The sequence below is a fragment of the Brevundimonas sp. KM4 genome, from assembly GCF_000964075.1.
Taxonomy (GTDB): Bacteria; Pseudomonadota; Alphaproteobacteria; order Caulobacterales; family Caulobacteraceae; genus Brevundimonas; species Brevundimonas huaxiensis.
On sequence record NZ_JZRG01000016.1, the window covers coordinates 1 to 25713 of the forward strand.

The 25713-nt window shown below is 66.6% G+C and carries 21 protein-coding genes; 9 read left to right on the top strand and 12 right to left on the bottom strand.

Features of this window, described 5'->3' with window-relative positions; all coding sequences use genetic code 11:
- Window positions 1-233 precede the first annotated feature (233 nt).
- The 6 genes from VH88_RS09705 to VH88_RS09730 form a co-directional block, all read right to left on the bottom strand.
- Window positions 234-1133 carry a dienelactone hydrolase family protein gene (locus VH88_RS09705; RefSeq protein ID WP_045811081.1) on the bottom strand — a complete coding sequence of 300 codons (900 nt, stop codon included), beginning with the start codon at window positions 1131-1133 and terminating at the stop codon, window positions 234-236.
- A 144-nt stretch (window positions 1134-1277) separates the two neighbouring features.
- The gene (gene purH, locus VH88_RS09710) at window positions 1278-2882 is read right to left on the bottom strand and encodes a bifunctional phosphoribosylaminoimidazolecarboxamide formyltransferase/IMP cyclohydrolase (RefSeq protein WP_045811082.1); all 1605 of its coding nucleotides are present in this window, start codon (window positions 2880-2882) and stop codon (window positions 1278-1280) included.
- A gap of 146 nt (window positions 2883-3028) precedes the next feature.
- On the bottom strand, window positions 3029-4876 hold the full coding sequence (locus tag VH88_RS09715; RefSeq protein ID WP_045811083.1) for a heparinase II/III family protein: 1848 nt from the start codon (window positions 4874-4876) through the stop codon (window positions 3029-3031).
- On the bottom strand, window positions 4873-5547 hold the full coding sequence (gene rpe, locus VH88_RS09720; protein ID WP_045811084.1) for a ribulose-phosphate 3-epimerase: 675 nt from the start codon (window positions 5545-5547) through the stop codon (window positions 4873-4875). The genes VH88_RS09715 and rpe overlap by 4 nt, the downstream gene beginning before the upstream one ends.
- Window positions 5548-5594: 47 nt before the next feature.
- Window positions 5595-6932 (bottom strand): RsmB/NOP family class I SAM-dependent RNA methyltransferase, encoded by a 1338-nt coding sequence (locus VH88_RS09725; protein WP_045811085.1) that lies wholly within the window; start codon window positions 6930-6932, stop codon window positions 5595-5597.
- 47 nt (window positions 6933-6979) lie between these two features.
- Window positions 6980-8956 carry a potassium transporter Kup gene (locus VH88_RS09730; protein WP_045811086.1) on the bottom strand — a complete coding sequence of 659 codons (1977 nt, stop codon included), beginning with the start codon at window positions 8954-8956 and terminating at the stop codon, window positions 6980-6982.
- Window positions 8957-9124: 168 nt separating this feature from the next.
- Between VH88_RS09730 and VH88_RS09735 the strand changes: the two genes are divergently transcribed.
- Both VH88_RS09735 and VH88_RS09740 read left to right on the top strand, forming a co-directional pair.
- Entirely contained in the window at window positions 9125-9595 is a 471-nt protein-coding gene (locus VH88_RS09735; RefSeq protein WP_045811087.1) for an Rrf2 family transcriptional regulator, read from the top strand.
- Window positions 9596-9602: 7 nt separating this feature from the next.
- Window positions 9603-10400, top strand: a complete 798-nt coding sequence (locus VH88_RS09740; RefSeq protein ID WP_082064442.1) for an SDR family oxidoreductase — start codon at window positions 9603-9605, stop codon at window positions 10398-10400.
- Here the strand turns inward: VH88_RS09740 and lpdA are convergent, their stop codons facing one another.
- The 4 genes from lpdA to VH88_RS09765 all read right to left on the bottom strand — a co-directional run bounded on the left by lpdA (window position 10401) and on the right by VH88_RS09765 (window position 16296).
- Window positions 10401-11798: a dihydrolipoyl dehydrogenase gene (gene lpdA, locus VH88_RS09745; RefSeq protein WP_045811089.1), complete on the bottom strand. Its 1398-nt coding sequence runs from the start codon at window positions 11796-11798 to the stop codon at window positions 10401-10403.
- Window positions 11799-12264: 466 nt separating this feature from the next.
- Window positions 12265-13920: a 2-oxo acid dehydrogenase subunit E2 gene (locus VH88_RS09755; RefSeq protein ID WP_082064443.1), complete on the bottom strand. Its 1656-nt coding sequence runs from the start codon at window positions 13918-13920 to the stop codon at window positions 12265-12267.
- Between the two features lies 1 nt (window position 13921).
- Entirely contained in the window at window positions 13922-14989 is a 1068-nt protein-coding gene (locus VH88_RS09760; RefSeq protein WP_082064445.1) for an alpha-ketoacid dehydrogenase subunit beta, read from the bottom strand.
- A gap of 59 nt (window positions 14990-15048) precedes the next feature.
- Window positions 15049-16296, bottom strand: a complete 1248-nt coding sequence (locus VH88_RS09765; protein ID WP_231576639.1) for a thiamine pyrophosphate-dependent enzyme — start codon at window positions 16294-16296, stop codon at window positions 15049-15051.
- A gap of 149 nt (window positions 16297-16445) precedes the next feature.
- On the opposite strand from VH88_RS09765, the gene VH88_RS09770 reads away from it, so the two are divergent.
- The 6 genes from VH88_RS09770 (at window position 16446) to VH88_RS09795 (ending at window position 23616) form a co-directional block, all read left to right on the top strand.
- Window positions 16446-16934 carry an Lrp/AsnC family transcriptional regulator gene (locus VH88_RS09770; RefSeq protein WP_039243765.1) on the top strand — a complete coding sequence of 163 codons (489 nt, stop codon included), beginning with the start codon at window positions 16446-16448 and terminating at the stop codon, window positions 16932-16934.
- Window positions 16935-16973: 39 nt separating this feature from the next.
- Window positions 16974-17912, top strand: coding sequence for a pirin family protein (locus VH88_RS09775; protein WP_045811092.1), 939 nt, complete (start codon window positions 16974-16976; stop codon window positions 17910-17912).
- 49 nt (window positions 17913-17961) lie between these two features.
- A complete protein-coding gene (locus VH88_RS09780; RefSeq protein WP_045811093.1) occupies window positions 17962-18927 on the top strand; it encodes a WD40 repeat domain-containing protein in 966 nt (321 codons plus the stop codon).
- On the top strand, window positions 18927-19619 hold the full coding sequence (gene mtgA, locus VH88_RS09785; RefSeq protein ID WP_045811094.1) for a monofunctional biosynthetic peptidoglycan transglycosylase: 693 nt from the start codon (window positions 18927-18929) through the stop codon (window positions 19617-19619). The genes VH88_RS09780 and mtgA overlap by 1 nt, the downstream gene beginning before the upstream one ends.
- 64 nt (window positions 19620-19683) lie before the next feature.
- On the top strand, window positions 19684-21579 hold the full coding sequence (locus tag VH88_RS09790; protein ID WP_045811095.1) for a M2 family metallopeptidase: 1896 nt from the start codon (window positions 19684-19686) through the stop codon (window positions 21577-21579).
- Window positions 21580-21675: 96 nt separating this feature from the next.
- Complete coding sequence (locus VH88_RS09795; protein ID WP_197071052.1) at window positions 21676-23616, top strand: ubiquitin-activating E1 FCCH domain-containing protein; 1941 nt, start codon at window positions 21676-21678, stop codon at window positions 23614-23616.
- Window positions 23617-23620: 4 nt separating this feature from the next.
- On the opposite strand, the gene VH88_RS09800 is transcribed toward VH88_RS09795, so the two are convergent.
- Window positions 23621-24532 carry an isopenicillin N synthase family oxygenase gene (locus VH88_RS09800; RefSeq protein ID WP_045811100.1) on the bottom strand — a complete coding sequence of 304 codons (912 nt, stop codon included), beginning with the start codon at window positions 24530-24532 and terminating at the stop codon, window positions 23621-23623.
- A gap of 225 nt (window positions 24533-24757) precedes the next feature.
- Between VH88_RS09800 and VH88_RS09805 the strand changes: the two genes are divergently transcribed.
- Window positions 24758-25432, top strand: a complete 675-nt coding sequence (locus VH88_RS09805; RefSeq protein WP_045811096.1) for an OmpA family protein — start codon at window positions 24758-24760, stop codon at window positions 25430-25432.
- 188 nt (window positions 25433-25620) lie between these two features.
- On the opposite strand, the gene VH88_RS16265 is transcribed toward VH88_RS09805, so the two are convergent.
- The coding region (locus VH88_RS16265; RefSeq protein WP_369796283.1) for a hypothetical protein at window positions 25621-25713 on the bottom strand (93 nt) is incomplete at its 5' end.

Here is a 25713-nt window from a genome sequence, read left to right on the forward strand (position 1 = left end):
GGTGGGGGCGGAGGTGGGGGAGGTGGGGGAGGCGGCGGGGGTGGCGGGGGCGGAGGAACGGGGGGCGTGATCGTGCCGCCGCCGCCACCGCCTCCACCACCGCCCCCGCACCCGGCGAGAGGCAGAAACAGCAGGCCGATACCCAGGACGATCGCCCCGCGAAGCCGCAATCCGTTCACGCCCTACCCTCCCATACTCGGGCTGCTCCCCGCAGCCTTGGCGCCAGTAACGCCCTAATTCTTTAACGCTTTATCGAACGTCGCCAGCAGCTTGGACCAGCCGTCCTTGGCGTCCGCCTCCGAATAGCTGGCGCGGTAGTCGGCGTGGAAGCCGTGCTGGGCGTCCGGATAGACGACGATCTGGCTGCCGGTCTGGCCGGCGCGCGCCAGGGCCTCGCGCATCCGTTCGACGCTGGCCAATGGAATGCCCTGATCCTTGCCGCCGTACAGGCCGAGCACGGGCGCCTTCAGATCGTCGGCGATGTCGACCGGCCAGGGTTGGCCTGATGAGATCTGAACCGGCGTGGCGTCTGCGGCGGGCGCCAGGCGGCCGTACCAGGCCACGCCCGCGCCGATGGCGGCAAAGCGGGCCGCCCCCTCCCACACCACCTTGCCACCCCAGCAGTAGCCAGTGATGCCGACCTTGCCGTCCTTGGACCACGACTGCTGGCTGGCCCATTCCAGCGTCGCCGACAGATCGCCCATCACCTGCTCATAGTTGGCCGCCCCGACGATCTGCATGATCCGCTGCATGTCCGACAGCGGCGCGGGATCCTCGACCCGAACGAAGAAGGCCGGTGCAATGGCGGCGTATCCCTGCTTGGCCAGACGGCGGCAGATGTCGCGGATATAGTCGTGGACGCCGAAGATCTCGGAAACCACCACCACGACCGGGAAAGGCCCGTTGCCCGCCGGCCGGGCGACATAGGCCGGAAGCTGGAACCCGTCCGGTGCGGCATAGGTCACGGTCTCGGTGGACAGGCCCTCGGCGTCGGTCGTGATGGGCTTGGCTTCCTTGGCCAGGGCCGCGACCGCATAGCCGGAAAACAGCAAGCCTCCGAGCGCGCCCAGGGTTCGACGGCTCAGTTTCAGGTCGTCGGCGGTCTGGCCTTCGGGGCGGATCAGCACGGTCATAGGACGCTCCAACGCGGGAAAGACGTCAGAGCATCACGGCCGACGGCAGTCGTCCAGTCACGATAAGGCGCGCTACAAAACGGGAAGACGGGCGCTCAAGCAGCGAGCGACCGCGTCGCGAGCGTCAGCGCCCTTCTTCCAGCATCAGTGTCTGAAGACCCGCACGCCGGTGAAGGCCATGGCGATGCCCTTTTCGTCGGCGGCGGCGATTACCTCGGCGTCGCGCATCGAGCCGCCCGGCTGGATCACCGCCGTGGCGCCGGCCGCAACCGCTTCCAACAGCCCATCGGCGAAGGGGAAGAAGGCTTCAGAGGCACAGGCCGAACCCTCGGCCAGCGACTGCGTCAGCCCCTTGGCTTCACCCGCCTCCTTGGCGCGGATGGCGGCGATGCGGGCGCTGTCGCGGCGGTTCATCTGGCCGGCGCCGATGCCGGCGGTCTGGCCGTCCTTGGCGTAGACGATGGCGTTGGACTTGACGTGCTTGGCCACGGTGAAGGCGAACAGCATGTCCTGGATTTCGGTCGGCGTCGGCTGGCGCTGGGTGACGATCTTCAGGTCCGACGGCTTGATCAGCGACCGGTCGCGCGACTGGACCAGGAAACCGCCGGCGACCGAGCGGAACACCTCGCCCGGACCGTGGGGATCGGGCAGGCCGTCGGTGATCAGCAGGCGCAGGTTCTTCTTGGCGGCGAAGACGGCCTTGGCCTCGTCGTCGGCGCCGGGGGCGATGACCACCTCGGTGAAGATGCTGGTGATGGCGCGGGCGTCGTCGCCGTTCAGCGGACGGTTGACGGCGATCACGCCGCCGAAGGCCGAAACGGCGTCGCATTCCAGCGCGCGGGCATAGGCTTCGGACAAGTCCTTGCCGATCGCCACGCCGCACGGATTGGCGTGTTTGACGATGACCACGGCCGGCTGTTCGAACTCGGCGACCAGCTCATAGGCGGCGTCGGCGTCCGCGATATTGTTGTAGCCCAGTTCCTTGCCCTGAACCTGGTCGGCATAGGCCACGCCCGGACGGCGCTCGCCGGTGCGGTAGAAGGCGCCGGTCTGATGCGGGTTTTCGCCATAGCGCAGGGTCTGGGCCAGGGATCCGGCGACGGACTTGCGGGCCGGGGCGGCATCCTCGATCTGGCCGGCGAACCAGCCGGAGACGGCGGCGTCATAGGCGGCGGTGCGGGCGAAGGCGCGGGCGGCCAGACGTTTGCGCAGGGCCAGGTCGGTCGAGCCGTCGGTCTTCAGCGCCTCAAGGATCAGGCCGATGCTCTCGCCGTCGACGGCGACGGCGACGTAGCCGTGGTTCTTGGAACCCGAGCGGATCATGGCCGGGCCGCCGATGTCGATGTTCTCGACCGCCGCCTCGAAGGCGCCGCCGGCCGCGACGGTGCTTTCGAACGGATAAAGGTCGATCCAGACGATATCGATGGCGCCGATGCCGTGGTCGGTCATGGCCTGGGCATGGTCGGCCGCGTCACGCACACCCAACAGGCCGCCGTGAACGATGGGGTGCAGGGTCTTGACCCGGCCGTCCATCATCTCGGGGAAGCCGGTCAGATCAGCCACGTCCTTGACCGGAAGACCCAGCTTCTCGATCGCCGCGCGCGTGCCGCCAGTCGAGACCAGTTCGACGCCCAGATCGTGCAGGGTGCGGGCCGCGTCCTCCAGCCCGGCCTTGTCGGACAAAGAGATCAGGGCGCGTTGCGGCTTGATCCGATCGGGGGCAGGCGGAAAGTCGGGAGCGGCGGGCATGGGCGGCGTCCGTGATGGCAGGGGAGGATGGCGCGCCGTCTAGACCCAAACCGCTTCGCCGTCACCCCACGGACGGTTTCAGAGCCTGATCGGCAGAGGTCAAATCGCAGCGCGATTTTATCGACGCCGTGAATCAGGCTCTTGCATCAGGTCGGTTCGCCGCTTGCGCCGGCCGGGCTCAGCTTCCAGCGGATCTTGGTCTCGCTGTCGGTGCGAGCCGAGCCGCGCACCACAATCTGAAGCGAACGACGGGTCAGGCCGGCGTCGATATGGACGCTGGGCTCGATGGCCACGTCCGGCCCGTCAGTCCTGAACCACCAGCCCCGGCCCGAGGCGCCGCGCAGCAGGATCGACCGCCGGTCGCGCGCCAGCGAGGCTTGAACCCCCGGCTCCAGATGGAAGCGGATGGCGTAGGGGGCCGCGATCTGTCGCACCATCTCCTTGCGGCCGGGCGTGGGGAAGAGCTTCTCTTCGGCCCGCAGCTCGTCCAGCCGCTGGTCCAGATAGAGCCGGCGTTGATGGTTCAGGCCGAACAACTCATTCCAGCCGTCGTGTTCCATCTCCAGCCAGACAGCGCCGTCGCCGTCGCGCAGGTCGGTGGTCACATGGATCGGCGGTCCGACCAGGCGCGGGCCCAACAGCTCGCCCTTCCAGCCGCCCAGCGGTTCGTTTAGCGATCGCTCGCCCAGGGTCAGGGTCGAATGGGCCGGCGTCAGCCGCAGGGCCTGGCGGTCGGTGGAGGCCGGCGTCCAGCCCGAGCCGGTCACCAGACGATCCTTGCCGCAGGCGATCTCCAGCGCCAGCGGCTGGGCGCAGGCGGCCGCCCCCCAGGCGTCGCGCGCCGGCGGGGCTGTGTCGGCGATGATGGTCAGCAGGGGGCTGGCGATGCGCGTCAGGCCGGCGACCGCACCGGTCGCTGGAGGCGCATCTTCGCTTCTGGCCATCGCTTCGTCATCGTGGGCGCGGGCGGCCGCGACGCGTTCGAACGTGGAGGGGCCGCCGCCCTGGAAGCTGGCCAGACGACCGTCGGGCAAGGTCAGCAGGCGCAGGCCCTGCGCCAGCCGGGCGATGGCGGCCGAGACGCTCTCAGGCGTCGGTTCGGACAGTTGCGACAGGGCATCGTCCAGCGTCAGCAGGTCGAGCAGCAGCTCGAGTCCCGCCTCGGGACTGCGCGAGGCGTGGCCGCCGTCGGCCTGAACCGTGGTCTTCAGGGCGCCGTCCAGCCGCGACAGCGCGCGGCGACGCAAGGCCTGCCCTGGCGCCCCCGCCAGCACGCAGCCGCCGATGGCCGCCGCCGTCAACCGCTCGGCCCGGCTGGCCAGACCACCAGGCGGACGGAGCAACTGTCGGGTCTGGCGCGCCAGACTGTCGGCCAGTTTCAGCCGCTCGGCCTCGGTCGCGACGGCGCCCATCCGCCGTGCGCCGCACGCCAGATTGACGACCCGCCGCGCCAGGATTTCCGGTCCCCAGGCGAAGGGCGACCATCGTGCAAAGGCATCGGCCCAGGCCAGGGTCAGACGCAGCGCCTCACGCGCGCCCCGGTCGCCTTGAGCCATCAGCCCCGGCAGCCAGGCGAAGGCGTGCAGCTCGACCGCGAATGGCCGCGACGGGCTGGGCCTGTTCCACGGATCGGACGGCGGTTCGACCTCCATCGCGGCGCCGGCCAGCATGAAACGCCCGGCCAGGACATTGCGCCCCGGCGCGGGATCGTGCGGGCGGAAATCGCGCGGCGTGGCGGCGAACGCGGTCACCTTGCCCCCGCCCAACGGCGACCCCAGCGTCAGGCCGTAGCCGGGCAGGCCGTAAAGCTCGATCCACAGCTGCCGCGTCGCCAGCCGTCCGGCGATGGCGGGCCACAGGCCGGGTCCGGCGATCGTGTCGCCCGACCGCACCGGCGTGCGCACCGGCGCGCCAGGCAGGCCGGGGATCTGACCCGAGGCGACGTCCAGCGTCGTTTCCTGGCCCCGCGGGGCGAAGGGGCCGAGCGGGCTCACGCGAAGCTCTGAGCAGCCGGCGCGGCCTTCAGGGCGGCGATATTGGTCGCATAATCGCCCTTGAACACGAATGAGCCGGCGACCAGCGCATCGGCGCCGGCGGCGACGCAGGCTGCGGCGTTGGCGGAGGTCACGCCGCCGTCCACCTGAAGGTGAGCAGACGAACCGGCGCGGTCGAGAATGGCTCGCGCGCCCGCGATCTTCTTCAGCGAACTGTCGATGAACTTCTGACCGCCAAAGCCCGGATTGACCGACATGATCAGCACCAAATCGACCAGATCGACCACCTCTTCCAGGATTGACAGCGGCGTCGCTGGATTGAACACGACGCCGGCCTTGGCGCCCAGCTGGCGAATGCGACCCAGGGTCCGGTGCAGGTGCGGCCCGCTTTCAGGGTGAACGGTCAAGACGTCGGCGCCCGCCTCGCGGAACGCCTCCAGCCAAGGATCCACCGGCGCGACCATCAGATGCACGTCGAAGGGCAGGGTCGTGTGCGGCCGGATCGCCTTCACGATGTCGGGGCCGAGCGTGATGTTCGGCACGAAATGCCCGTCCATCACATCGACGTGTATCCAATCGGCGCCCGCCGCCTCCAGCGCGCGGACTTCTTCACCCAGCCGCGCGAAATCGCTGGCGAGGATCGACGGGCAGATCAGAGGGGTAACGGCCATGGCCTTCCGGATAAGGCGGGTTGCGGGCAGGAGCAAGGCGCTCCCGCTCAGGACACCCGCTCCAGCTTGGCCGCGAAGAAGCCGTCCAGTCCGCCGTGTTCGGCCCACATGGAAGGCAGGATGCGCAGCCAGCCTTCGGGCGTCAGCGCGTCGGGCGGGGCGCCGACGGCGGTCGGATCGGCGGCGACGGTGCGGAAGGCGGGATTGCGACGCAGGAAGGCGATGACCTGGGTTTCGCCCTCCTCACGCTCCAGCGAGCAGGTGCAATAGACCAGACGGCCGCCCGGCTTCACGCGCTCTGCGGCGGCGTCGAGCAGTCGGTGCTGCACGTCGGCCAGTTTGGCGACCTCTGCCGGTTTGGTGGCGCGCAGGACCTCCGGATTGCGGCGGAAGGTGCCCGTCGCGGTGCAGGGCGCATCCAGCAGCACGGCGTCGAAGGTGCGGGCGTCCTCCCAGTCCTCGGCCGGGATGGCGACGACCTCAGCGGTCAGGCCGGTCCGCTCAAGGTTCTGCGTCAGGCGTTTCAGACGCGGGGCCGAACGATCGAGCGCGACGACCGACGCGCCGACGGCCGCCAGTTGCAGCGTCTTGCCTCCGGGCGCGGCGCACATGTCGAGCGCCGTCTCGCCGGGCTTCACATCCAGCAGCCGGCCGGGCACAGCGGCGGCCGCGTCCTGGACCCACCAGTCGCCGTTCTCGAAACCGGGCCATCCGGCCACATCGCCGCGACGGCCGGTGCGGACCGTGCCGCCGGGCAAGGCTTCGCCCTCGACAGCGGTAGCCACCGCGGCGGGATCGACGCCAGGCTTCAGGCTCAGATCGGTCGCGGGTTCTTCGCGCGCGGCCAAGGCCAGTCCCGCCAGGGCGGCTTCGCCATAGGTCGCCTTCCAGCGCGCCGCGATCCAGTCCGGCAGATTGCTCTCGGCCGTCGTTAGGCCGGGGCCCTCACGCCCAACCCCCCGCAGCACCGCATTGACCAGGTTCTTGTAGGGTCGGGTCTTGGGATCGCGCTCGGCCAGTTTAACCGCCGTCGAGACGGCGGCGAAGGCAGGCGTTTCCAGCACCAGGGTCTGGGCCAGGGCGATGCGCATCAGGGTGCGCACAGCCTCGGGCGGCGACTTCTTCAGGCGGCGATCCAGAATCTGGTCGATCTCGCCCAAACGACGCAGGGCCGCCATGGCGACGGCGCGGGCAAAGGCGCGATCCACCGGCTCCAGCGTGCGGGCGGCGGGCTGAGACAGGGCTTCGTCCAGTCCGTTGCGCTTCTCCAGCGCGGCGTTCAGCAGGATGCCGGCGACGACGCGAGCCTCGACGCCGATGTCGTCCTGCGACGGACCTTGCGCGGCCTCGGCCGGGGCCGGGCGCGGGCGGCCCTTGGTGGCCATGCGACGCCCACGCGCCTGCGAGCTCTGCCCACCCCGTCCCTCGGCGCTCATACCGCCACCTGCGCGCCCAATTCGACCACGCGGCCGGGCGGGATGTGGAAGAAGTCGGTCGGATTGGCGGCGTTGCGCATCAGGAAGATGAACAGCTTGTCCTGCCACAGCGGCATGCCCTGACGCGCCGACGGGATCAGCGAGCGTCGGCCCAGGAAGAAGCTGGTCGACATGATGTCGAACTTCAGCCCCTGCTTGCGGCACAGGCCCAGGGCGCGCGGCACGTTCGGCGTCTCCATGAAGCCGTAGGTGACCGTAACCTTCTTGAAGTCGTCGTTGATCGGCTCCATCCGCACTCGGTCGGCCTCCTTGACGCGCGGGCGCTCGGAGGTGCGCACGGTCAGGATGACGTTCTTCTCGTGCAGCACCTTGTTGTGCTTCAGATTGTGCATCAGAGCGACCGGCGCGACGTCGGGATCCGAGGTCAGGAAGATGGCCATACCCGGCGCACGGTGCGGCGGACGGGCCTGAAGCATCTCGATCAGATCGTTCAGCGGCAGGCTGTCCTTGCGCGTCTTGGCCGTCAGGATCTGCGTCCCCCGCACCCAGGTCCACATCACCACGACCAGCAGGGCGCCCAGCACCAGCGGCATCCACGCCCCGTCCGGGATTTTCAGCAGGTTGGACGTCAGGAAGACGCTGTCGATGAAGGCGAACGGAAGCAAGGTTCCGACCACCGCCCACATCGGCCACTTCCAGCCCTTGCGGATGACCGAATAGGCCATCAGCGTATTGACCAGCATGGTGCCGGTCACCGCGACGCCATAGGCGGCCGTGAGGTTATGCGAGCTCTGGAACACGACCAGCAGCACCAGAACTCCGACCATCAGGAAGGTGTTGACCGCCGGCACGAAGATCTGGCCGGCCTGGGTCTCTGAGGTGTTCTTGATGTCGATACGCGGCAGAAGGCCCAGCTGCACCGCCTGCTGCGTCACCGAGAAGGCGCCCGTGATCACGGCCTGGGAGGCGATGACGGTCGCGGCGGTCGCCAGGATCAGCATCGGCCAATAGGCGAACTGCGGCACCATGTTCCAGAACGGGTTCTCGGACGCGGCCGGATTGTCCAGGATCAGGGCGCCCTGACCCAAATAGTTCAGCGTCAGGCACGGCAGGACGAAGGCCAGCCAGCCCATGCGGATCGGCGCCTTTCCGAAATGGCCCATGTCGGCATACAGGGCCTCAGCCCCCGTGACGGCCAGGAAGACGCTGCCCAGGATCACGAAGCCGAGAAAGCCGTCATTGAGCAGAAGCATGACGCCATAGTGGGGCGACAGGGCCCGCAGCACGCTGACGTCGTCGAAGATATGATAGAGGCCCAGCGCCCCCAGGCTCAGGAACCAGACGGCGGTGATGGGGCCGAAATACTTGGCCAGGCTGGCCGTGCCGCGCGACTGGACCAAAAACAGGGCGATCAGGATGCCGGCCGAGATCGGCACGATGAAGGAATCCAGCCGCCCGGCCAGACCCGGCGCGTCCTGCAGGCCTTCGACCGCGGACAGGACCGAGATGGCGGGCGTGATGATGCCGTCGCCATAGAACAGGGCCGCGCCGCAGACGCCCAGGATGAAGATCCAGGCGCTGCGCCGACCGACCGCGAACTGCGCCAGCGCCATCAGCGACAGGGTGCCGCCCTCGCCCTTGTTGTCGGCGCGCATCAGGAAGAAGACGTATTTGAACGTCACCACCACCATCAGCGCCCAGAAGGCCAGCGAGACGACGCCGATCACGGCCAGATCGCCGCCGACGCCAGAGCGCGCATGGTCGATCGCCTCGCGTAAGGCGTAGAGCGGGCTGGTGCCGATGTCGCCGAACACCACGCCGATTGCGCCGATGGTCAGGGCCCAGAAGCCGCCGTGCTTGGCGGCCTGGCCGCCCGGGATGTGGGAGTCCGGACCCGTGGCGTGGGTGGGCTTGTCCGGCGTGTTCGACGCGGGCGAGGGAGCGCTCGCGTCGTGGGGAGTGTCCCCGGCCATGCGTATCCTCCGGGTCTCCGACGCGGCGTCGGTCCCTTCAAAGCGGCGAGCCTTTAGGCCCATTCCACGCGGTCTTCAATCGCGCCGCAACGGATTCGGTTTCGGCGTTCTGCGGCGCGATTTGTGATTCGGCCCCTGAACGCCTATTTTCGCATCAGGAACAGAACCATGTCAGACAGCCAACGCTTCCCCGTCGCCGCCCACGCCCTGGCCTATATGGCCCACAAGGGCGCCTTTGGGCCTGCGCAGGCGATGCCCAGCGGCGTGCTGGCGTCCTCGATCCCGACCAATCCCGTCGTGGTGCGCCGCGTGACCGCCCTTCTGGCCAAGGCCGGGCTGATCGCCACCCGTCCGGGCGCGACTGGCGGCTCCTGGCTGTTGCGGCAGCCCGAGGACATTCGGCTGGATCAGGTGCTGAAGGCGGTGAACGGCTGCGCCCACATCGGCTCGCCCCCCGCCGGCGCCAAGGGTTGCCCGATCAGCGAACATATCCCGCGCCAGGTCGCCAAGGCCCTGACTGCTGCGGACGAGGCCGCGACCGAAGCTTTGTCCAAGATCACCATCGCCGATCTTCTGGCCGATAACCCGATCGCGCTGGCGGCCTATGCGCCGCACAAGTCCTGCCCCGTCGCGGCCTGATCGCGCCGTGAATCGGACTGTTCTGATCACCGGCGCCTCGGCCGGCATCGGCGCGGCCCTGGCCCGGACCTATGCCGCCGAGGGCTGGAATGTGATCCTGACGGCGCGTCGCCAAGCCCCGCTGCAGGCCTTGGCCGATGAACTGACCGCCGCCCACGGCGTGACCGCGACCGTGATCCCCGAAGACCTGTCCGATCCCACAGCGCCCGAGCGGCTGGTCGCAACCATCGCGGCCCGCGGCCTGACCGTCGATGGCCTGGTCAACAATGCGGGTTTCAGTCGTGTCACCGGCTTTCTGGACACCGACCTGAGCGCCCACCGCGCCATGATCCAGGTCATGCTGACCGCGCCGGTCGAGCTGTCGCGCCTGTTGCTGCCTGGCATGATCCAACGCGGCTTCGGCCGGGTGCTGAACGTCGCCTCGCTGGCCGGCCAGATGCCCGCGACGGGCGGCGACACCCTGTATGGGCCGATCAAAAGTTTTCTGATCAAGGCATCGCAGGGCTTGTATCTGGAGACACAGGGAACCGGCGTCCACGTCACGGTGCTGAACCCCGGCTACACCCTGACCGAGTTCCACGACGTCAACGGTTCGCGAGAGCAGGTCTCCAGCGCATATCCGGCCTGGATGTGGATGGACGCCGCGCGCGTGGCGCGCATCGGCTATGACGCCTGCGAGGCCAACCTTGCCAGCCTCACACCCGGCGTCATGAACAACGTCATGGCCGGACTGGCCCGCTTCCTGCCCGACGGCCTGGCGCTCCGCATGGTGGCGAACCACGCGAAGCGGCTGGACCGGATCTGATCAGATGTGGATGGCGTGCCCCAGGGCGCGCAGGCTGGCCTCGTGGAAGGCCTCGCCCAGCGTCGGGTGGACGTGGATCGTCCCGGCGACGTCTTCCAGCACCGCGCCCATCTCCAGCATCTGGGCGAAACTGTTGGACAGTTCCGACACGTGCTGGCCCACCGCCTGAATGCCCAGGATGCGATGATCGCCCTTGTTCGCGATCACCCGTACGAAGCCGCCGTCCTCACCCGCCTCGATGGCCAGCGCCCGGCCGATCGCGGCGAAGGGGAAGACCGACTGGATCACATCGTCGCGGCCCGCGACCTCGTTCGGGCCCAGACCGGCCGAGACGATTTCCGGCTCGGTGAAACAAACGGCGGCGATGGTGACGGGATCGAACACCCGGTCATGGCCGGCGATGATTTCGGCGACCACTTCGCCCTGGGCCGAACCCTTGTGGGCCAGCATGGGTTCGCCGGTCAGGTCGCCGACCGCCCAGACGTTCTTCATCGAGGTGGCGCAGCGCTGATCGATCTTCACGAACGGACCGGCCATGGCCACGCCCATGTTTTCCAGACCCCAGCCTTGCGTACGCGGACGCCGACCGACCGTGACCAGCACCTTGTCGGCGTCCAGTTGCAGCGGCTCGCCGTCCTTCGTCGTGATCGACAGCTTTCCGTCGCCGAAGCCCCCGGCGCGCGCCCCCAGATGCAGCTCGACGCCATGCTTCTCCAGCCATTTGGCGACCGGATCGGTCAGAGCCTTGTCGTAGAGCGGCAGGATACGGTCGGCCATTTCGACGATGGCTACTTCGGCGCCCAGCTTGCGATAGGCGATACCCAGTTCCAGCCCGATATAGCCGCCGCCCACGACGACCAACTGGTTGGGAACCTCCGACAGGCTCAGCGCCTCGGTCGAGGAGATGACGTCGCCGCCGAACGGCAGGAAGGGCAGTTCGACCGGCTCTGACCCTGTCGCCAGGATGACGTGTTCGGCGGTGATGCGGATATCGCCTTCGTCGGTCTTGACCACGCAGGTCTTGGCGTCGGCGAACTCGGCCCAGCCCTTGATGACCTTGACCTTGGCCTTCTTCAGCAGGGCCGCGACCCCTGCGTTCAGCTTACGGACGATGCCGTCCTTCCATTCGACCGTCTGCGACAGGTCGATGGCCGGCGCCGCCGCCGTGATGCCCAGCGTCCCGCCGCCCGCCGCCTTGGCCACTGTCTCGAACTTGCCCGCCGCATGGATGATGGCCTTGGACGGAATGCAGCCGACGTTCAGGCAGGTGCCGCCCAGCCCATCGCCGCCGTCCACCAACACGGTATCCAGCCCCAGCTGGCCGCACCGGATGCCCGCGACATAGCCGCCGGTGCCTGCCCCGATGATTAGGACTTTGGTTTTCAGGGTCTGGGTCATTGGGCGCCTGGTTTCAGTCTTCACTTTGGAACCGGAGGAGACAGGGTTGCTGCACGATCGGTAGGCCATGAGGGGGCTTCCCTTTGCACGTCAACCAGACGCTTCACGTCAAGGATGCCGTCGGTAGTCCCGGATTTGAACCATGCCGCATAGCGCTCGCCTACGACAGGCGCTCGCTCCTGAAATGGGCAGGCGGGCGTGGCGTCGGGACGTCCCCACACGCGCGTAATTCTCGTCGGCGGAGATCCCCGCAAGACCTCGACGGTGCGAAACTCAATCCTGTCGCGCCAGCCGGTCAGTGGTTCCGTCATGGCGACGGTGGACACCTGCGTGACCTCAACGAGCGCGATGTCCGTCGCTGCTTGATCCACTAGAAAGACCGGCACGGGTCTGAGTGTGCAGGCCATGACAGTACTTGCACTTGCAAGGGCGACAGTGCCCAGCGCGGCGACAAGAAGCCGGCACATCATCCCATCCACAGCGTCGCCGGGTTTTCCAAAAGCCCCTTGATCCGCTGCACGAACACCGCCGCATCATGCCCATCGACAATGCGGTGATCGAAGCTGGACGACAGGTTCATCATCTTGCGCACGACCATCTGGCCGTCCTTGACCACGACCCGTTCGGCGATCTTGTTCGGACCAACGATGGCGACCTCGGGGTGGTTGATGATCGGCGTGTGGACCACCCCGCCCAGCGTGCCCAGCGAGGTGATGGTGATGGTCGAACCCGACAGCTCTTCGCGTTTGGCCGAACCGTCCTTGGCCGCGCCTGAGACGCGGGCGATTTCCAGCGCCGTATCGTAGGGGTCGCGCGCCTCGGCGTGTCGCACCACCGGCACCATCAAGCCGTTCGGCGTCTGGGCGGCGATGCCCAGATGGACCGGGGCGTGCTGGGTCAGGACGCCGGCGTCGTCATCATAGGTGGCGTTGATCTGGGGCTGGTCGCGCAGGGCGACGACGATGGCGCGGGCGATGAAGGGCAGGACGTTCAGCTTGGGCTGATCCTTGGACTTCGTCGCGTTCAGATGGGCGCGCAGCTCCTCCACCGCCGTCATGTCGATTTCCTCGACATAGGTGATGTGGGGAATGCGGCGCACGCTCTCGGCCATCTTCTCCGCAATCTTGCGGCGCAGGCCGATGATCTTGACCTCGGTCGTCCCTTGCGCCTTCGCATAGGTCGAGCCGCCGCCGGACGGCGCCGACGCGGGTTGCGAACCGCCACGCGCGATGAAGCCGTCCAGATCCTCGTGCGTGATCCGGCCCGCCGGGCCGGACCCGGGCACGAAGGTCAGATCGATGCCCAGGTCCCGCGCGCGATTGCGCACGGCCGGCGAGGCCGACGGGCGTTCGCCCGGCGCACGGCCGGTCAGGGCGGGAACGGGCTTGGAGGGCGCAGTCGCTGAAGGCGCCCTTTGAGCCGTCGAAACCGCGGCGGAAGCCGCCGTCGCATTCTCGGTCGGTTTGGGGGCCGGTTTGGGCGCCGCGACGGGCGTCGAGACATTGCCCCGACCCTCGACATCGAACGCGACCAGCGGTCCGCCGACCGGCACCGACTTGCCCGTCTCGCCGTACAGGGCGACGACCATTCCGGCGACCGGCGAGGTGATTTCGACCGTGGCCTTGTCGGTCATGATATCGGCGATGATCTGGTCTTCCTCGACCGCATCCCCGACCTTGACGTGCCAGCCGACCAGCTCGGCCTCGGCCGTGCCTTCACCGACGTCAGGCAGTTTGAAGACATAGTTGCCGGATGTCGGCGCCTCGACAGCGGGGGCTGCCGGCGTCTCAATCTTCGGCGCTTCGGCGACCACGGGCGCGGGGTCCGGTTTGGCGACGGCAGGGGCGGCAGGCGTCGGGGCGTCATCGGCATTGCCCGCCCCCTCGACCTCGAACTCCACCAGAGGACCGCGCACCGGCACCATGGCGCCGGGTTCGCCGTGCAGGGCGACGACCTTGCCGCTGACCGGGGCGGTGATCTCGACCGTGGCCTTGTCGGTCATGACGTCGGCGACGATCTGGTCCTCGGCGACCGTATCGCCGACCTTGACGTGCCAGCCGACCAGTTCGGCCTCGGCGGTGCCTTCGCCCACGTCGGGCAGTTTGAAGACGAAACGACCCATGTCAGCGACCTCCCGTCATGACGCTCTTCAAGGCGTCTGCGACCCTTTGCGGCCCGGGGAAATATTCCCACTCGAAAGCGTGCGGATAGGGCGTGTCCCAACCGGTGACGCGCGCGATCGGCGCTTCCAGCGAATAGAAGCAGCGCTCCTGCACCAGGGCCGATAGTTCGCCGCCGAAGCCCGAGGTCTTGGGCGCCTCATGCACGATGACGCAGCGGCCGGTCTTCTTCACCGAGGCCTCGATGGCTTCGATGTCCAGCGGCACGAGCGAGCGCAGGTCGATGACCTCGGCGTCCACGCCCGCGTGTTCCGCGCCGGCCAGGGCGACCCAAACCATGGTGCCATAGGCCAGGATGGTGACGTCGTTTCCTTCGCGCATCACGCGCGCCTTGCCGATCGGCTCGACATATTTGCCGGTCGGGACCTGGGCCAGATCCTGGGCCTTCCACGGCGAGACCGGCTTCTCGTGCCAGCCGTCGAATGGGCCGTTGTAGAGGCGTTTCGGCTCGAAGAAGACGACCGGATCGTCATCCTCGATGGCGGCGGTCAGCAGGCCCTTGGCGTCGTAGGGGTTGGAAGGAATGACGACCTTCAGACCCGCGATATGGGTGAACAGGCTTTCGGGCGACTGGCTGTGGGTCTGGCCGCCGAAGATGCCGCCGCCGTAAGGGCTGCGCACCGTGATCGGCGAGGTGAACTGACCGCCCGAGCGGTAGCGCATCTTGGCCGCTTCCGAGACGATCTGGTCGTAGGCCGGGTAGATGTAGTCGGCGAACTGAATCTCGACGACCGGACGCAGGCCATAGGCGCCCATGCCGATCGCGGCGGCGACGATGCCGCATTCCGAGATCGGGGCGTCGAAGCTGCGGGTCAGGCCGTGCTTCTGCTGCAGCTTGTCTGTAACGCGGAAGACGCCGCCGAAATAGCCGGCGTCCTCGCCGAACGACAGGACATCGGCGTCTTCGGCCATCTTGACGTCGATGGCCGAGTTCAGCGCCTGGATCATGTTCATAGAAACGACGCCCGCGCCCGTCGCTTCCGAAGCGGGGGCGGCGTTCTGGTCGACCATATCGGGCTCGACGCCGTCGTTGCGGTCGGCATCGGTGAAGGTGGTTTGCTCGCTCATGGTCAGACCCCCACCTCGCGGCGCTGTTCGATCAGGCGCCAGTCTTCGGTCGCATAGACCTCTTCAAACATCGTCTTCACGCTGGGGCGCGACTGTCCCAGGGTGCCGATGGTTTCGGACTCCTTGCCGGCGGCGCGGACCTGTTCGACGGCGTCCTTCAGCGCGGCGGCGTGACGCTCGTCGTCCCATTCACCGATGACGGTCAGATGCTGGCGCAGACGTTCGATCGGATCGCCCAGCGGCCATTTCTCATGCTCGTCGCCGGGGCGATAGCGGCTGGGGTCGTCGGAGGTCGAGTGCGGGGCGCCGCGATAGGTGAACAGTTCGATCACCGTCGCCCCCTGGTTCGACCGCGCCCGTTCCTCGGCCCACTGGGTCGCCGCCCAGACCGCCAGGAAGTCGTTGCCGTCCACCCGCAGGGCCGGCAGGCCATAGCCGATGGCCTTGGAGGCGAAGGTCGTCTCCAACCCGCCGGCGATGCCCTGGAAGGAGCTGATGGCCCACTGGTTGTTGACGACGTTCAGGATGACCGGGGCGCGATAGACGGAGGCGAAGGTCAGGGCGTTGTGGAAGTCGCCTTCGGCCGTAGCCCCGTCGCCGATCCAGCTGATGGCGATCTTGTCGTCGCCCTTGTAGGCGCTGGCCATGGCCCAGCCGACGGCCTGCGGAACCTGGGTGCCCAGATTGCCGCTGATGGTGAAGAAGCCATAGTCCTTGGCCGAATACATGATCGGCAACTGGCGGCCTTTGATCGGATCCTCGGCGTTCGAATAGATCTGGTTCATCATCGCGACCAGCGGATAACCGCGCGCGATCAGAAGCCCTTGCTGGCGATAGGTGGGAAAGCCCATGTCCTCGCGGCTCAGGATCATGCCCTGGGCGACCGCGATGGCCTCCTCGCCGGTGCACTTCATATAGAAGCTGGTTTTGCCCTGGCGGTGGGCGCGGTGCATCCGGTCGTCGAAGGCGCGCGTCAGGATCATGGCCTTCAGACCCCGGCGCATCGTCTCGGGATCCAGGCGCGGGTTCCACGGACCGACCGCGGCGCCCTCATCGTCCAGCACCCGAATCAGGCGGAAGGCGAGATCGCGCATCTGATAGGGGGTCGATCCGACCTCGGGCCGTTCGACGACACCGGCAGGGTCCATCTGCAGATGGCTGAAGTCCGGCGTATCGCCGGGACGGCCCGACGGCTCCGGCACGCGCAACGACAGGGGCTGGCTGTTCTTTTTGTTCATCTTATCGTTCATGCGGGCGTCCATATCCGTTCTGGGGTCCGTCCGTGTTTCCTCTGGACGTGTGATAACACGCCGCTTAAGCAGGTGCTCGCTCAATTTGACCTTGCGCAATCCCGATATCGGGTATTTTATTTCGCGATAATCATAATCGGAGAAACGCATTGGCCGACGAACTCGACCCCATCGACGCCCGCATTCTGGATATCCTGCAACAAGACGCCGGGCTGTCGGTCGCAGAGGTCGCCGATCGCGTCGGGCTGTCGGCCTCGCCCTGCTGGCGGCGGATCAAGCGGCTGGAGGATTCCGGCCTGATCACCAAGCGCGTTACCCTGCTGAACGCGCAGCTGCTCGGCCTGGACTTCGAGGTCTACGCCATCGTCAAACTGATGCTGCCGTCGGCGGACAATCTCAATATCTTCGAGGCCGCCGTGGCCAAGTGGCCGGAAGTGGTCCAGTGCGCCACCATCACGGGTCGCGAGGACTATGTGCTGCGCATCATCACCTCCGACATGCACGCCTTCGACCTGTTCCTGCGCGAGAAGCTGCTGGCCCTGGGCATCGTCTCGGACTGCGAAAGCCACATCGTCACGCGCGGCGTGAAGAATGTGACCGCCCTGCCTCTTGGCATCATCACGCCTCACGTCGGATAACGTCGCTCAGGCGGCGCGGGCCGCACTGGGAGCCGACACATGATCGAACTGGTGATCGACGCACGCCGCAAGGACCTGGGCGGGTTCGAGGTCGGGCGCGTCCTGCCCTTCCATTCGCGGCGGATGGTCGGGCCCTTCATCTTCCTGGACCAAATGGGACCGGCGGAGTTCGCGCCGGGCGCCACGGCCATCGACGTGCGCCCCCACCCGCATATCGGCCTGTCGACCCTGACCTATCTGTTCGAGGGCGAGATCATGCACCACGACAATCTCGGCTATGATCAGGCGATCCGGCCGGGCGAGGTCAACTGGATGACGGCCGGCAAGGGCATCGTCCATTCCGAGCGCACCGATCCTCTGAAGAAGAGCAAGGGCGGGCCGATGCACGGCATGCAGGCCTGGGTCGCCCTGCCCGATGAGGCCGAAGAGATGGACCCGGCCTTCCATCACCTGGGCGAGGACGCCCAGCCGGCCTACGAGAACGGCGGCCTGTTCGCGCGTCTGGTCGCGGGCGAGGCCTACGGCGCCAAGGCGGCCGTGCCGGTGTCGTCTCCGCTGTTCTATATCCATTGGGAGCTTCAGCCCGGCGTGCGCACCGCCCCGCCGTCAGGCAAGGGGGCCGGGGGCATGAGCGAGCGTGCGCTCTATGTGGCCAAGGGCTCCATCGAGGTCGGCGACCGCACCTTCCGTGAAGGCCAGATGATCGTGCTGGAGCCGACGGCCGAGCCGACGGTCAAGGCCCTGACCCAATCGACCGTCATGGTCCTGGGCGGCGAACCGGTGGGTGAACGGCTGATCTGGTGGAACTTCGTCGCCTCCAGCCAGGCCCGCATCGATCAGGCCAAGGCCGATTGGAAGGCGGGCCGGATGACGCTGCCGGACGCCGACGATCTGGAGTTCATCCCCCTGCCCGACGAACCCGCAAAGGCGCAGGCGGAGCCTGCGCCAGTGGCGCCCAAGCCGACCGATCCGGTCTAGCGGGCAGGCAGAAGGTGACGCGACGAGGTCGGATCGCTACATGCGCCCTATGAACTTCGATTTCGACGCCCAGGTCACCGCCGCCCTGTTCGACAACACCGGCGCTGTCTTCGCCCTCGGCGACGGCTCGGTCCGGTTCGAGGACCGGACGCGGGTGGAGGCGCACGACGGCGCCGTGCTGTGCGCCTGCGTTCACCCGTCCGGCGACGGGATCGTCACAGGCGGCGATGACGGCAAGGTCGTCTGGAGCCGTCGAGACGAGGATCCGGTCGTTCTGGCCACGGCCAAGAACCAGTGGATCGACGCCATCGACGCCTCGCCGGCCTCGGGTCTGATCGCCTTCTCCTTCGGCCGCACCCTGTCGGTGATCGACCCCAAGGAGGTGGGCTTCCGCCGCGACTTCCAGCATGAGCGCACCGTCTCCGGCGTCGCCTTCGAGCCCAAGGGCCGGCGCATCGCCACCTCGACCTATGGCGGTGCGGCCCTGTGGTATGCGCGGATCGAGAAACAGCAGCCCGTGAAGCTGGCCTGGGCCGGATCGCACACCGGCGTCGCCTTTTCGCCCGACGGCGCCTTCGTCGTCACGACGATGCAGGACAATCAGATGCACGGCTGGCGCATCAAGGACGCCAAGAATCTGCGCATGGGCGGCTATCCCGGCAAGGTGCGCTCGATGGCCTTCCTGGCAAATGGTCAGCTGATGGCGACCTCAGGCGCGCAGGGCGCGGTCCTATGGCCCTTCATCGGATCGAACGGGCCGATGGGGCGCGAGGCGACCGAGATCGGCTATGACGACACGACTCTGGTCAATCTGGTCTCGGCCCGCGCCGACCAGGGTTTGCTGGCCGCCGGCCTGACCGATGGGCGCGTCTGGGTCGCCCATCCAGCCGCCCAGGGTCTGAACTTCGTCAAGGCCGAGAAGGGGCCGGCCATTGTCGCCCTGTCGCTGAGCCCCGCCCTCGACAAGGTGGCTTGGGCCGATGAAGACGGCGCCGCTGGAGTCTTGATCCTCTGATGGCGACGGGCCGCAAGAGCTGGCGTCGCGTGGTGCTGACCGCGCTTCTGATCCTCGCCATGATCCCGGTCGCGGGCGTGCTGATCGTCGCCATCGTCCCACCGCCGCCCACCATCTTGATGTTGCGTCAACTCGCGAGGGGCGACGGCATGGACTATCAGTGGCGCGGCCTGAACCAGATCTCACCCAACCTGGTGAACGCCGCCATCGCCGCCGAGGACGCCCGGTTCTGCAGCCACCACGGCTTCGACATGGAGGCGATCCAGAAGGCCCTGAACCACAACGCCGAGGGCGGGCGTCTGCGCGGCGGATCGACCATCAGCCAGCAGACGGCCAAGAACGTCTTCCTGTGGCCCGGCCGCGACTGGATCCGAAAAGGTCTGGAGGCGGGCTACACCGTCCTGATCGAGGCCGTGTGGTCCAAGCGCCGGATCATGGAGGTCTATCTGAACGTGGTGGAATGGGCGCCCGGCGTCTATGGCGCCCAGGCCGCGTCGCGCCACTGGTTCGGCAAGGACGCCCGCGACCTGAGCCCGCGTGAGGCGGCGCGTCTGGCCGCCATCCTGCCGGCCCCGCGCCGTTACGAAGCCGCCGCGCCCGGCCCCTATGTGCGTCGGCGCGCCGCACGCGTTCAGGCGGCTATGGGCACGGTGCGTAACGAAGGTCTGAACACCTGCGTCGTCGGCCGCTGAACCGTCACGCTTGACGGGCGACCGGGCCTGACCTCTCCTGCCCGCGCTGTTCAGGAGATCCATCATGAAGCGTCAGATGATGACCGCCGTCGCGGTCTGCGCCCTCGCCTTCGCCGCCGGCTGCGCCAGCACCAGCGAACCCGCCGCCGGCGCGCCGGGCGTCGAGCAGACGGCCTCGACGACGCCCGCGCCGGTCGTCAGCGGCATGCGCGCCGACTATCCGGTCACCGCCGAGGGCGCGACCGCCTTCATCGCCGACGCCGAAACCAAATGGGCCGAGGTCAGCGAATATGTCGCCCGCATCCAGTGGGCGCGCGCCACCAACATCACCTTCGACACCATGTGGCTGGAGTCCAAGGCCAACGCCGAAGCGACCGAGCTTCAGGTCCAGCTGGCCAATCAGGCGGCCAAGTTCAACGACGTTCAGGTCGATCCGGTCGTGCGCCGCAAGCTGAACCTGCTGCGGCTCAGCCTGGTTCTTCCCGCCCCCAATCGTCCCGGCGCGGCCGAGGAGTTGGCCCAGATCACCACGCGGCTGGACTCGACCTATTCGACCGGTAAGTTCGATTTCAAGGGCAGGCCGATCACCCTGGACGAAGCCTCGCTGATCCTGGCCGACAGCCGCGATCCAGCCGAGACCAAGGCGCTTTATGAAGGCTGGCGCACCATCTCGCCGGTCATGCGCGACGACTACGCCCGCATGGTCGAGATCGCCAACGAGGGCTCGCGCGAACTGGGCTTCGCCGACACCGGCGCCCTGTGGCGGTCAGGCTACGACATGCCCGCCGACGATTTCGCCGCCGAGACCGACCGGCTGTGGGCCCAGGTGAAGCCCTTCTACGAGAACCTGCACTGCTATGTGCGCGCGCGGCTGAACGCCAAATACGGCGATGCGGTGCAACCCGATCACGGCCCGATCCGCGCCGATCTGCTGGGCAATATGTGGTCGCAACAGTGGGGCAACATCTACGACGTCGTCGCCCCGCCCAGCGGCGGCGCCTCCAGCTACGACCTCACCGAACTGCTGAAGGCCGCCGACTACGACGCGACGAAAATGGTCGGGACGGGCGAGGGCTTCTACGTCTCGCTGGGCCTCGACCCGCTGCCTCAGACCTTCTGGGAACGCAGTCAGATCACCCGCCCGCGCGACCGCGAAGTCGTCTGTCACGCCTCGGCCTGGGACTTGGACAACGCCGACGACATCCGCATCAAGATGTGCACCAACGTCAACGGCGATGACTTCTACACCGTCCACCACGAGCTGGGTCACAACTACTATCAGCGCGCCTACAAGAACCAGCCGATGCTGTTCCGGAACGGCGCCAACGACGGATTCCACGAAGCCATCGGCGACTTCGTCGGCCTATCGGCCCTGACCCCCACCTATCTGAACCAGATCGGCCTGTTGAAGACCACGCCGGGCGCGGAGGAGGACATTCCCTTCCTGCTCAAGATGGCCTTGGACAAGATCGCCTTCCTGCCGTTCGGCCTGATGGTCGACAGGTGGCGCTGGGACGTCTTCTCGGGCGAGACGGCGCCGGCCGCCTACAACACCGCCTGGACCGCCGACATGCTGCAGTACCAGGGCCTGGTTCCGCCGGGTCCGCGTCCGGCCAACGCCTTCGATCCGGGCGCCAAATACCATGTGCCCGGCAACACGCCCTATACGCGCTACTTCCTGGCGGCCATCTATCAGTTCCAGTTCCAGCGCGCGGCCTGCAAACAGGCCGGCTGGACCGGGCCGCTGCACCGCTGCTCGGTCTATGGCAACAAGGAGGTCGGCGCCCGCTTTAACGCTATGCTGCAGATGGGCCAGTCGCGGCCGTGGCAGGAGGCGATGAAGGCCTTTACCGGCGACGACGGCAACGACGCCTCGGCCATCGCCGACTATTTCGCCCCGCTGAACGTCTGGCTTCAGGAACAGAACCGCGGTCACCAGTGCGGATGGAGCGCCGCCTGATCACACGGCGGCGTTAACCATCCCCTTCACAATTCCCTTAACCGCCCGATGGCAATCTGAGCGCTAATCGGGCGGTCCGCGTCCTTTGGGATGGGCATGGTGAAGGTTTCCAATCGGATCGGCAGGGCGGTGCAGGCTCTGCGCATGTTCACGTCGCGCCTCTCATCGGACCGCGGCGGCAATGTCGTGATGATCTTCGCTTTGGTGATGCCGGCGCTGATCATGCTGACCCTGGGCGGCATCGACATCAACCGCGTGACGACGGCCAAGGCCCGCGTTCAGGACGCGCTGGACGCCGCCGCCCTAGCGGCGGCGCGGTCGTCCTATACCGATCCGAACGACCTGAAGACCGTCGCCCTGGTGGCCCTGAGAGCCAATCTGCGCAACGCCTCGGTGGAGCCGTTCGCCGACAACGACCTGAAGATCGAGTTAACGGACCGTCAGGTCATCGTTGCCGACCTCAAGGTCAATGTGAAGACCTTGGTGGCCAATATCTTCCTGCCGCCCTACGGCAAGATCCTGGACGATACCTTGCCCGTCAGTGTCCATTCCGAGGTGAACCGGTCATCGAAAGACATCGAGGTCGCGCTCGTTCTAGACATCACCGGGTCGATGGCCGGTTCACGTTTGACCAGTTTGAAGGACGCAGCCCGCCAACTGGCCACTATCGTCGTCCAAGACCGGCAATCACCCTATTATTCCCGAATGGCGGTCATTCCTTATTCGACAGGCGTCAATCTCGGAGACATGGCCAACGACGCTCGTGGTCCCGCCGTCCAATCCAAAGCAATCACAGCGGCAGGCTGGTCAACGGGGGTCGTACGGCCGATCACAGGAATTTCTAGGGCCTCGACAGGCTACGTCACCTCTTCGAAACACGGCTTTAAGGACGGCGATTTCATCTGGATCGATGGCGTGCGAGGCATGACGCAAGTCAACACCAAGGTTTATCGCGTCGCTAACGCGTCGGCGGACAACTTCTCATTGCAATCCTGGAACGGCTCGTTCTGGACGAACGTAAACACGTCAAGCAACGGGACCTACACGTCTGCGGGAACGGCTTCCGGCTGCAAACTCTCGGATTGTACGATCATCATCACCTCTCCTAACCACGGCCTTTCGACGACGGATCCGGCGACTGGCGCGCAATCGGGTGTACGCATAACGGACGTAGTCGGTATGACGCAGATCAACGCTGCAAATGCGGGCTCTTACTGGCTGATATCCAACGTCACAAAGGACACGTTCTCGATCAACGTCGTCGGTCCGCTCGTTGGAAATTATTCGTCAGGCGGCAAGGTCTGGTGCGGCAACGATGGATGCCAGTGGCGCATTTATCGTAGCGCCTCTGCAGCCATGAGGGTGTACGAGATTAGCGACTGTGTGAGCGAACGCACAGGTCTGCACAGCGATGATGATGCCCGTCCGTCCATTGCATATGTTGGCCGTTACTATCCGAATAAAAGCGGCTCAAACACCAAATGCACGGTTTCTCCGCTGTTGCCTTTGACTGACGACAAAGCCGAGATCAACAACCTGATTGGTCCGGTCAACTCGACCAATCAAGGCCTTCAGGCTGACGGATATACTGCTGCGCAAATCGGGCTGGCATGGGGATGGTACTCTGTCTCTCCCGAATTCAACTCGCTTTGGAGCGCCTTCCCGGCCGCCGCCTACGATCAGAGGAAGACTTTGAAAGCCGTGATTTTGATGACGGATGGCGAATTCAATGCACCATACTGTTCCGGCGTTCTGGGTCGCGACGCTTCATTCGGCGGCTCTGATCGCGCCGACTGTGCATCGACCAATGGCGAGCCCTATGGCCAGGCCAAGGCTCTTTGCACCGCTATAAAGGGCAAAGACATCATTCTTTACACCGTTGGATTCCAGGTTTCCGCCAATAGTACGGCCGGCAAGTTCCTGAAGGATTGCGCTACGACGCCTGCAAATTTCTTCCTCCCCGCCAGCGGAGCTGATCTCAAGGAGTCGTTCAAGGCCATCGGACGCGACATCACCCGACTACGGATTTCCCGCTGACGGCCTAGAGCAGGCGGATTTCGCGCAGGCGTTCGGTCAGATAATCCTCGGCCAGGATGGTCTTGCCCGCATAGCGATCGGGATTGTCCGGCGTGATGGCGCTGGGCAGGGTCTCGATCGGGAAGTCCGGGTTGAAGTGCAGGAAGAAGGGCGTCGAATAGCGGGCGAAGCCGCGACGCTCAGGCGCCGGATTGACCACGCGGTGGGTCGTCGACGGCAGGACGTGGTTGGTCAGCCGCTGCAACATGTCGCCGATATTGACGACCAGGGCGCCGGGCGGCGGGGCGATGTCGAGCCAGCTGCCATCCTTGTCCTTCAACTGAAGACCGGCCTCTTCGGCGCCGAGCAGCAGGGTGATGACATTGATGTCTTCATGCGCCCCGGCGCGCACGCCAGGCGCATCGGCCGGAACCGGCGGGTAGTGCAGCATGCGCAGGACGCTGTTGCCCATGTCGACCTTGTCCGCGAAGAAGTCGTCGCCCAGCTTCAGATAGCGGGCGATGGCGCGCAGGATCTTGGCGCCCAGGGCGTCCAGGTCCTCGAACATGCCATAGAGATGCTCGCGGAAGCCCTCGACCTCGGTCGGCCAGAGGTTGTCGCGCATATAGCGGCGATAAGGATGGCCTTCGGGCAGTTCCCGACCGACGTGCCAGAACTCCTTAAGATCGACCGTCTTGGCGTCCTTGGCCGCCTCGACCCCGAACGGGGTCAGGCCGCGTGCGCCGCCCGTGCCGGGCTGGTGATACTGACGCTTCACCTCTTCCGGCAGGGCGAAGAAGGCTTTGGCGTCGTCGATGGCTGCGGTGATGCGCGCCTCGTCCAGACCATGGTCGGCGACCACAGCAAAGCCATAGCGCGCGAAGGACGCGCCCAGTGCGTCGCTGAACGCCTGAAAATCGGCGTCGTACTGCGTCATCGAAACCGGCTGAATGGCGCGGTCGGTCGTGTGGTCCGTCTGGGTCACGCTCACGGCGTCGTCCTCGATCTGGGATGTGAGGCGGTTCCCATACGCTTAATCGGCGGCCTTGTCAGGGCCATGGCGCTTGCGGACGTGGAAGGCATTCATGCCCCGTACAGATTGGAACCTTCACAGTAAGCGCACGTTTCCGCGCCAGATCGCTCAAAAGAAAGGGACCATTCCATGCGCGCCAAGTTCATCGTCGCCAGCGTTTCGATCGCCGCCCTGCTGGGGGCTGCCGCCTGCACCACCACCGACCCCTATCGTTCGGGTCCGGTTCGCAACAACACCGGGACCGGCGCCATCGCGGGTGCGTTGGGCGGCGCGGTTCTCGGCTATCTGACCAACACCTCGAACGGCGAACAGGGCCGCAAGAACGCCCTGATCGGCGCCGGCATTGGCGCGCTGGGTGGTGCGGCGGTCGGTCAATATATGGATCGTCAGCAACGCGCGATGGAAGCCGAACTGTCCGGTTCCGGTGTCGGCGTGGCGCGTCAGGGGGACCTGCTTGTGCTGCGGATGCCGTCGGACGTGACCTTCGCCACGAACCAGTCCTCCATCGATCCGCGCTTCCTGCCCGTGCTGGACGATGTCGCCCGCGTTCTGCAGCAGTATGACCAGTCGACGGTGGACGTGATCGGCCACACCGACTCTTCAGGCGGCGACGCGATCAACCAGCCCCTGTCGGAGCGCCGCGCCAGCAGCGTCGCCTCCGAGCTGGTGCGCCGTGGCGTTCTGGCCCAACGCCTCTACGTCGCCGGTAATAGCTCGCGGAACCCGGTGGCCTCGAACGCCACCGCCGAAGGTAAGGCGCAGAACCGCCGCGTCGAAATCCTGATCCGTCCGTTCACCGGCTGATCGGAGCTAGAATAGATCCTCTGAAGGGCGGCGTCGCAAGGCGTCGCCCTTTTTGCTGCATGCTCGCGTCGTGCAGAGGGCGAGATGGCGAAAAGAAAAACGCCGCCTCCTTAAGGAAGCGGCGTTCTGTCTTTCGACGACTTCGAAGATGGAGATCGACCCGGCGAACCGGGCCAACCCCGAAAGTCTTAGAAGTTGATGTCGATGGTCGCGCGGCGGTTGAGCGGTTCGCGCACACCGTCGGCGGTCGGCTTGGCCAGGTTGGTTTCGCCCTTGCCGTC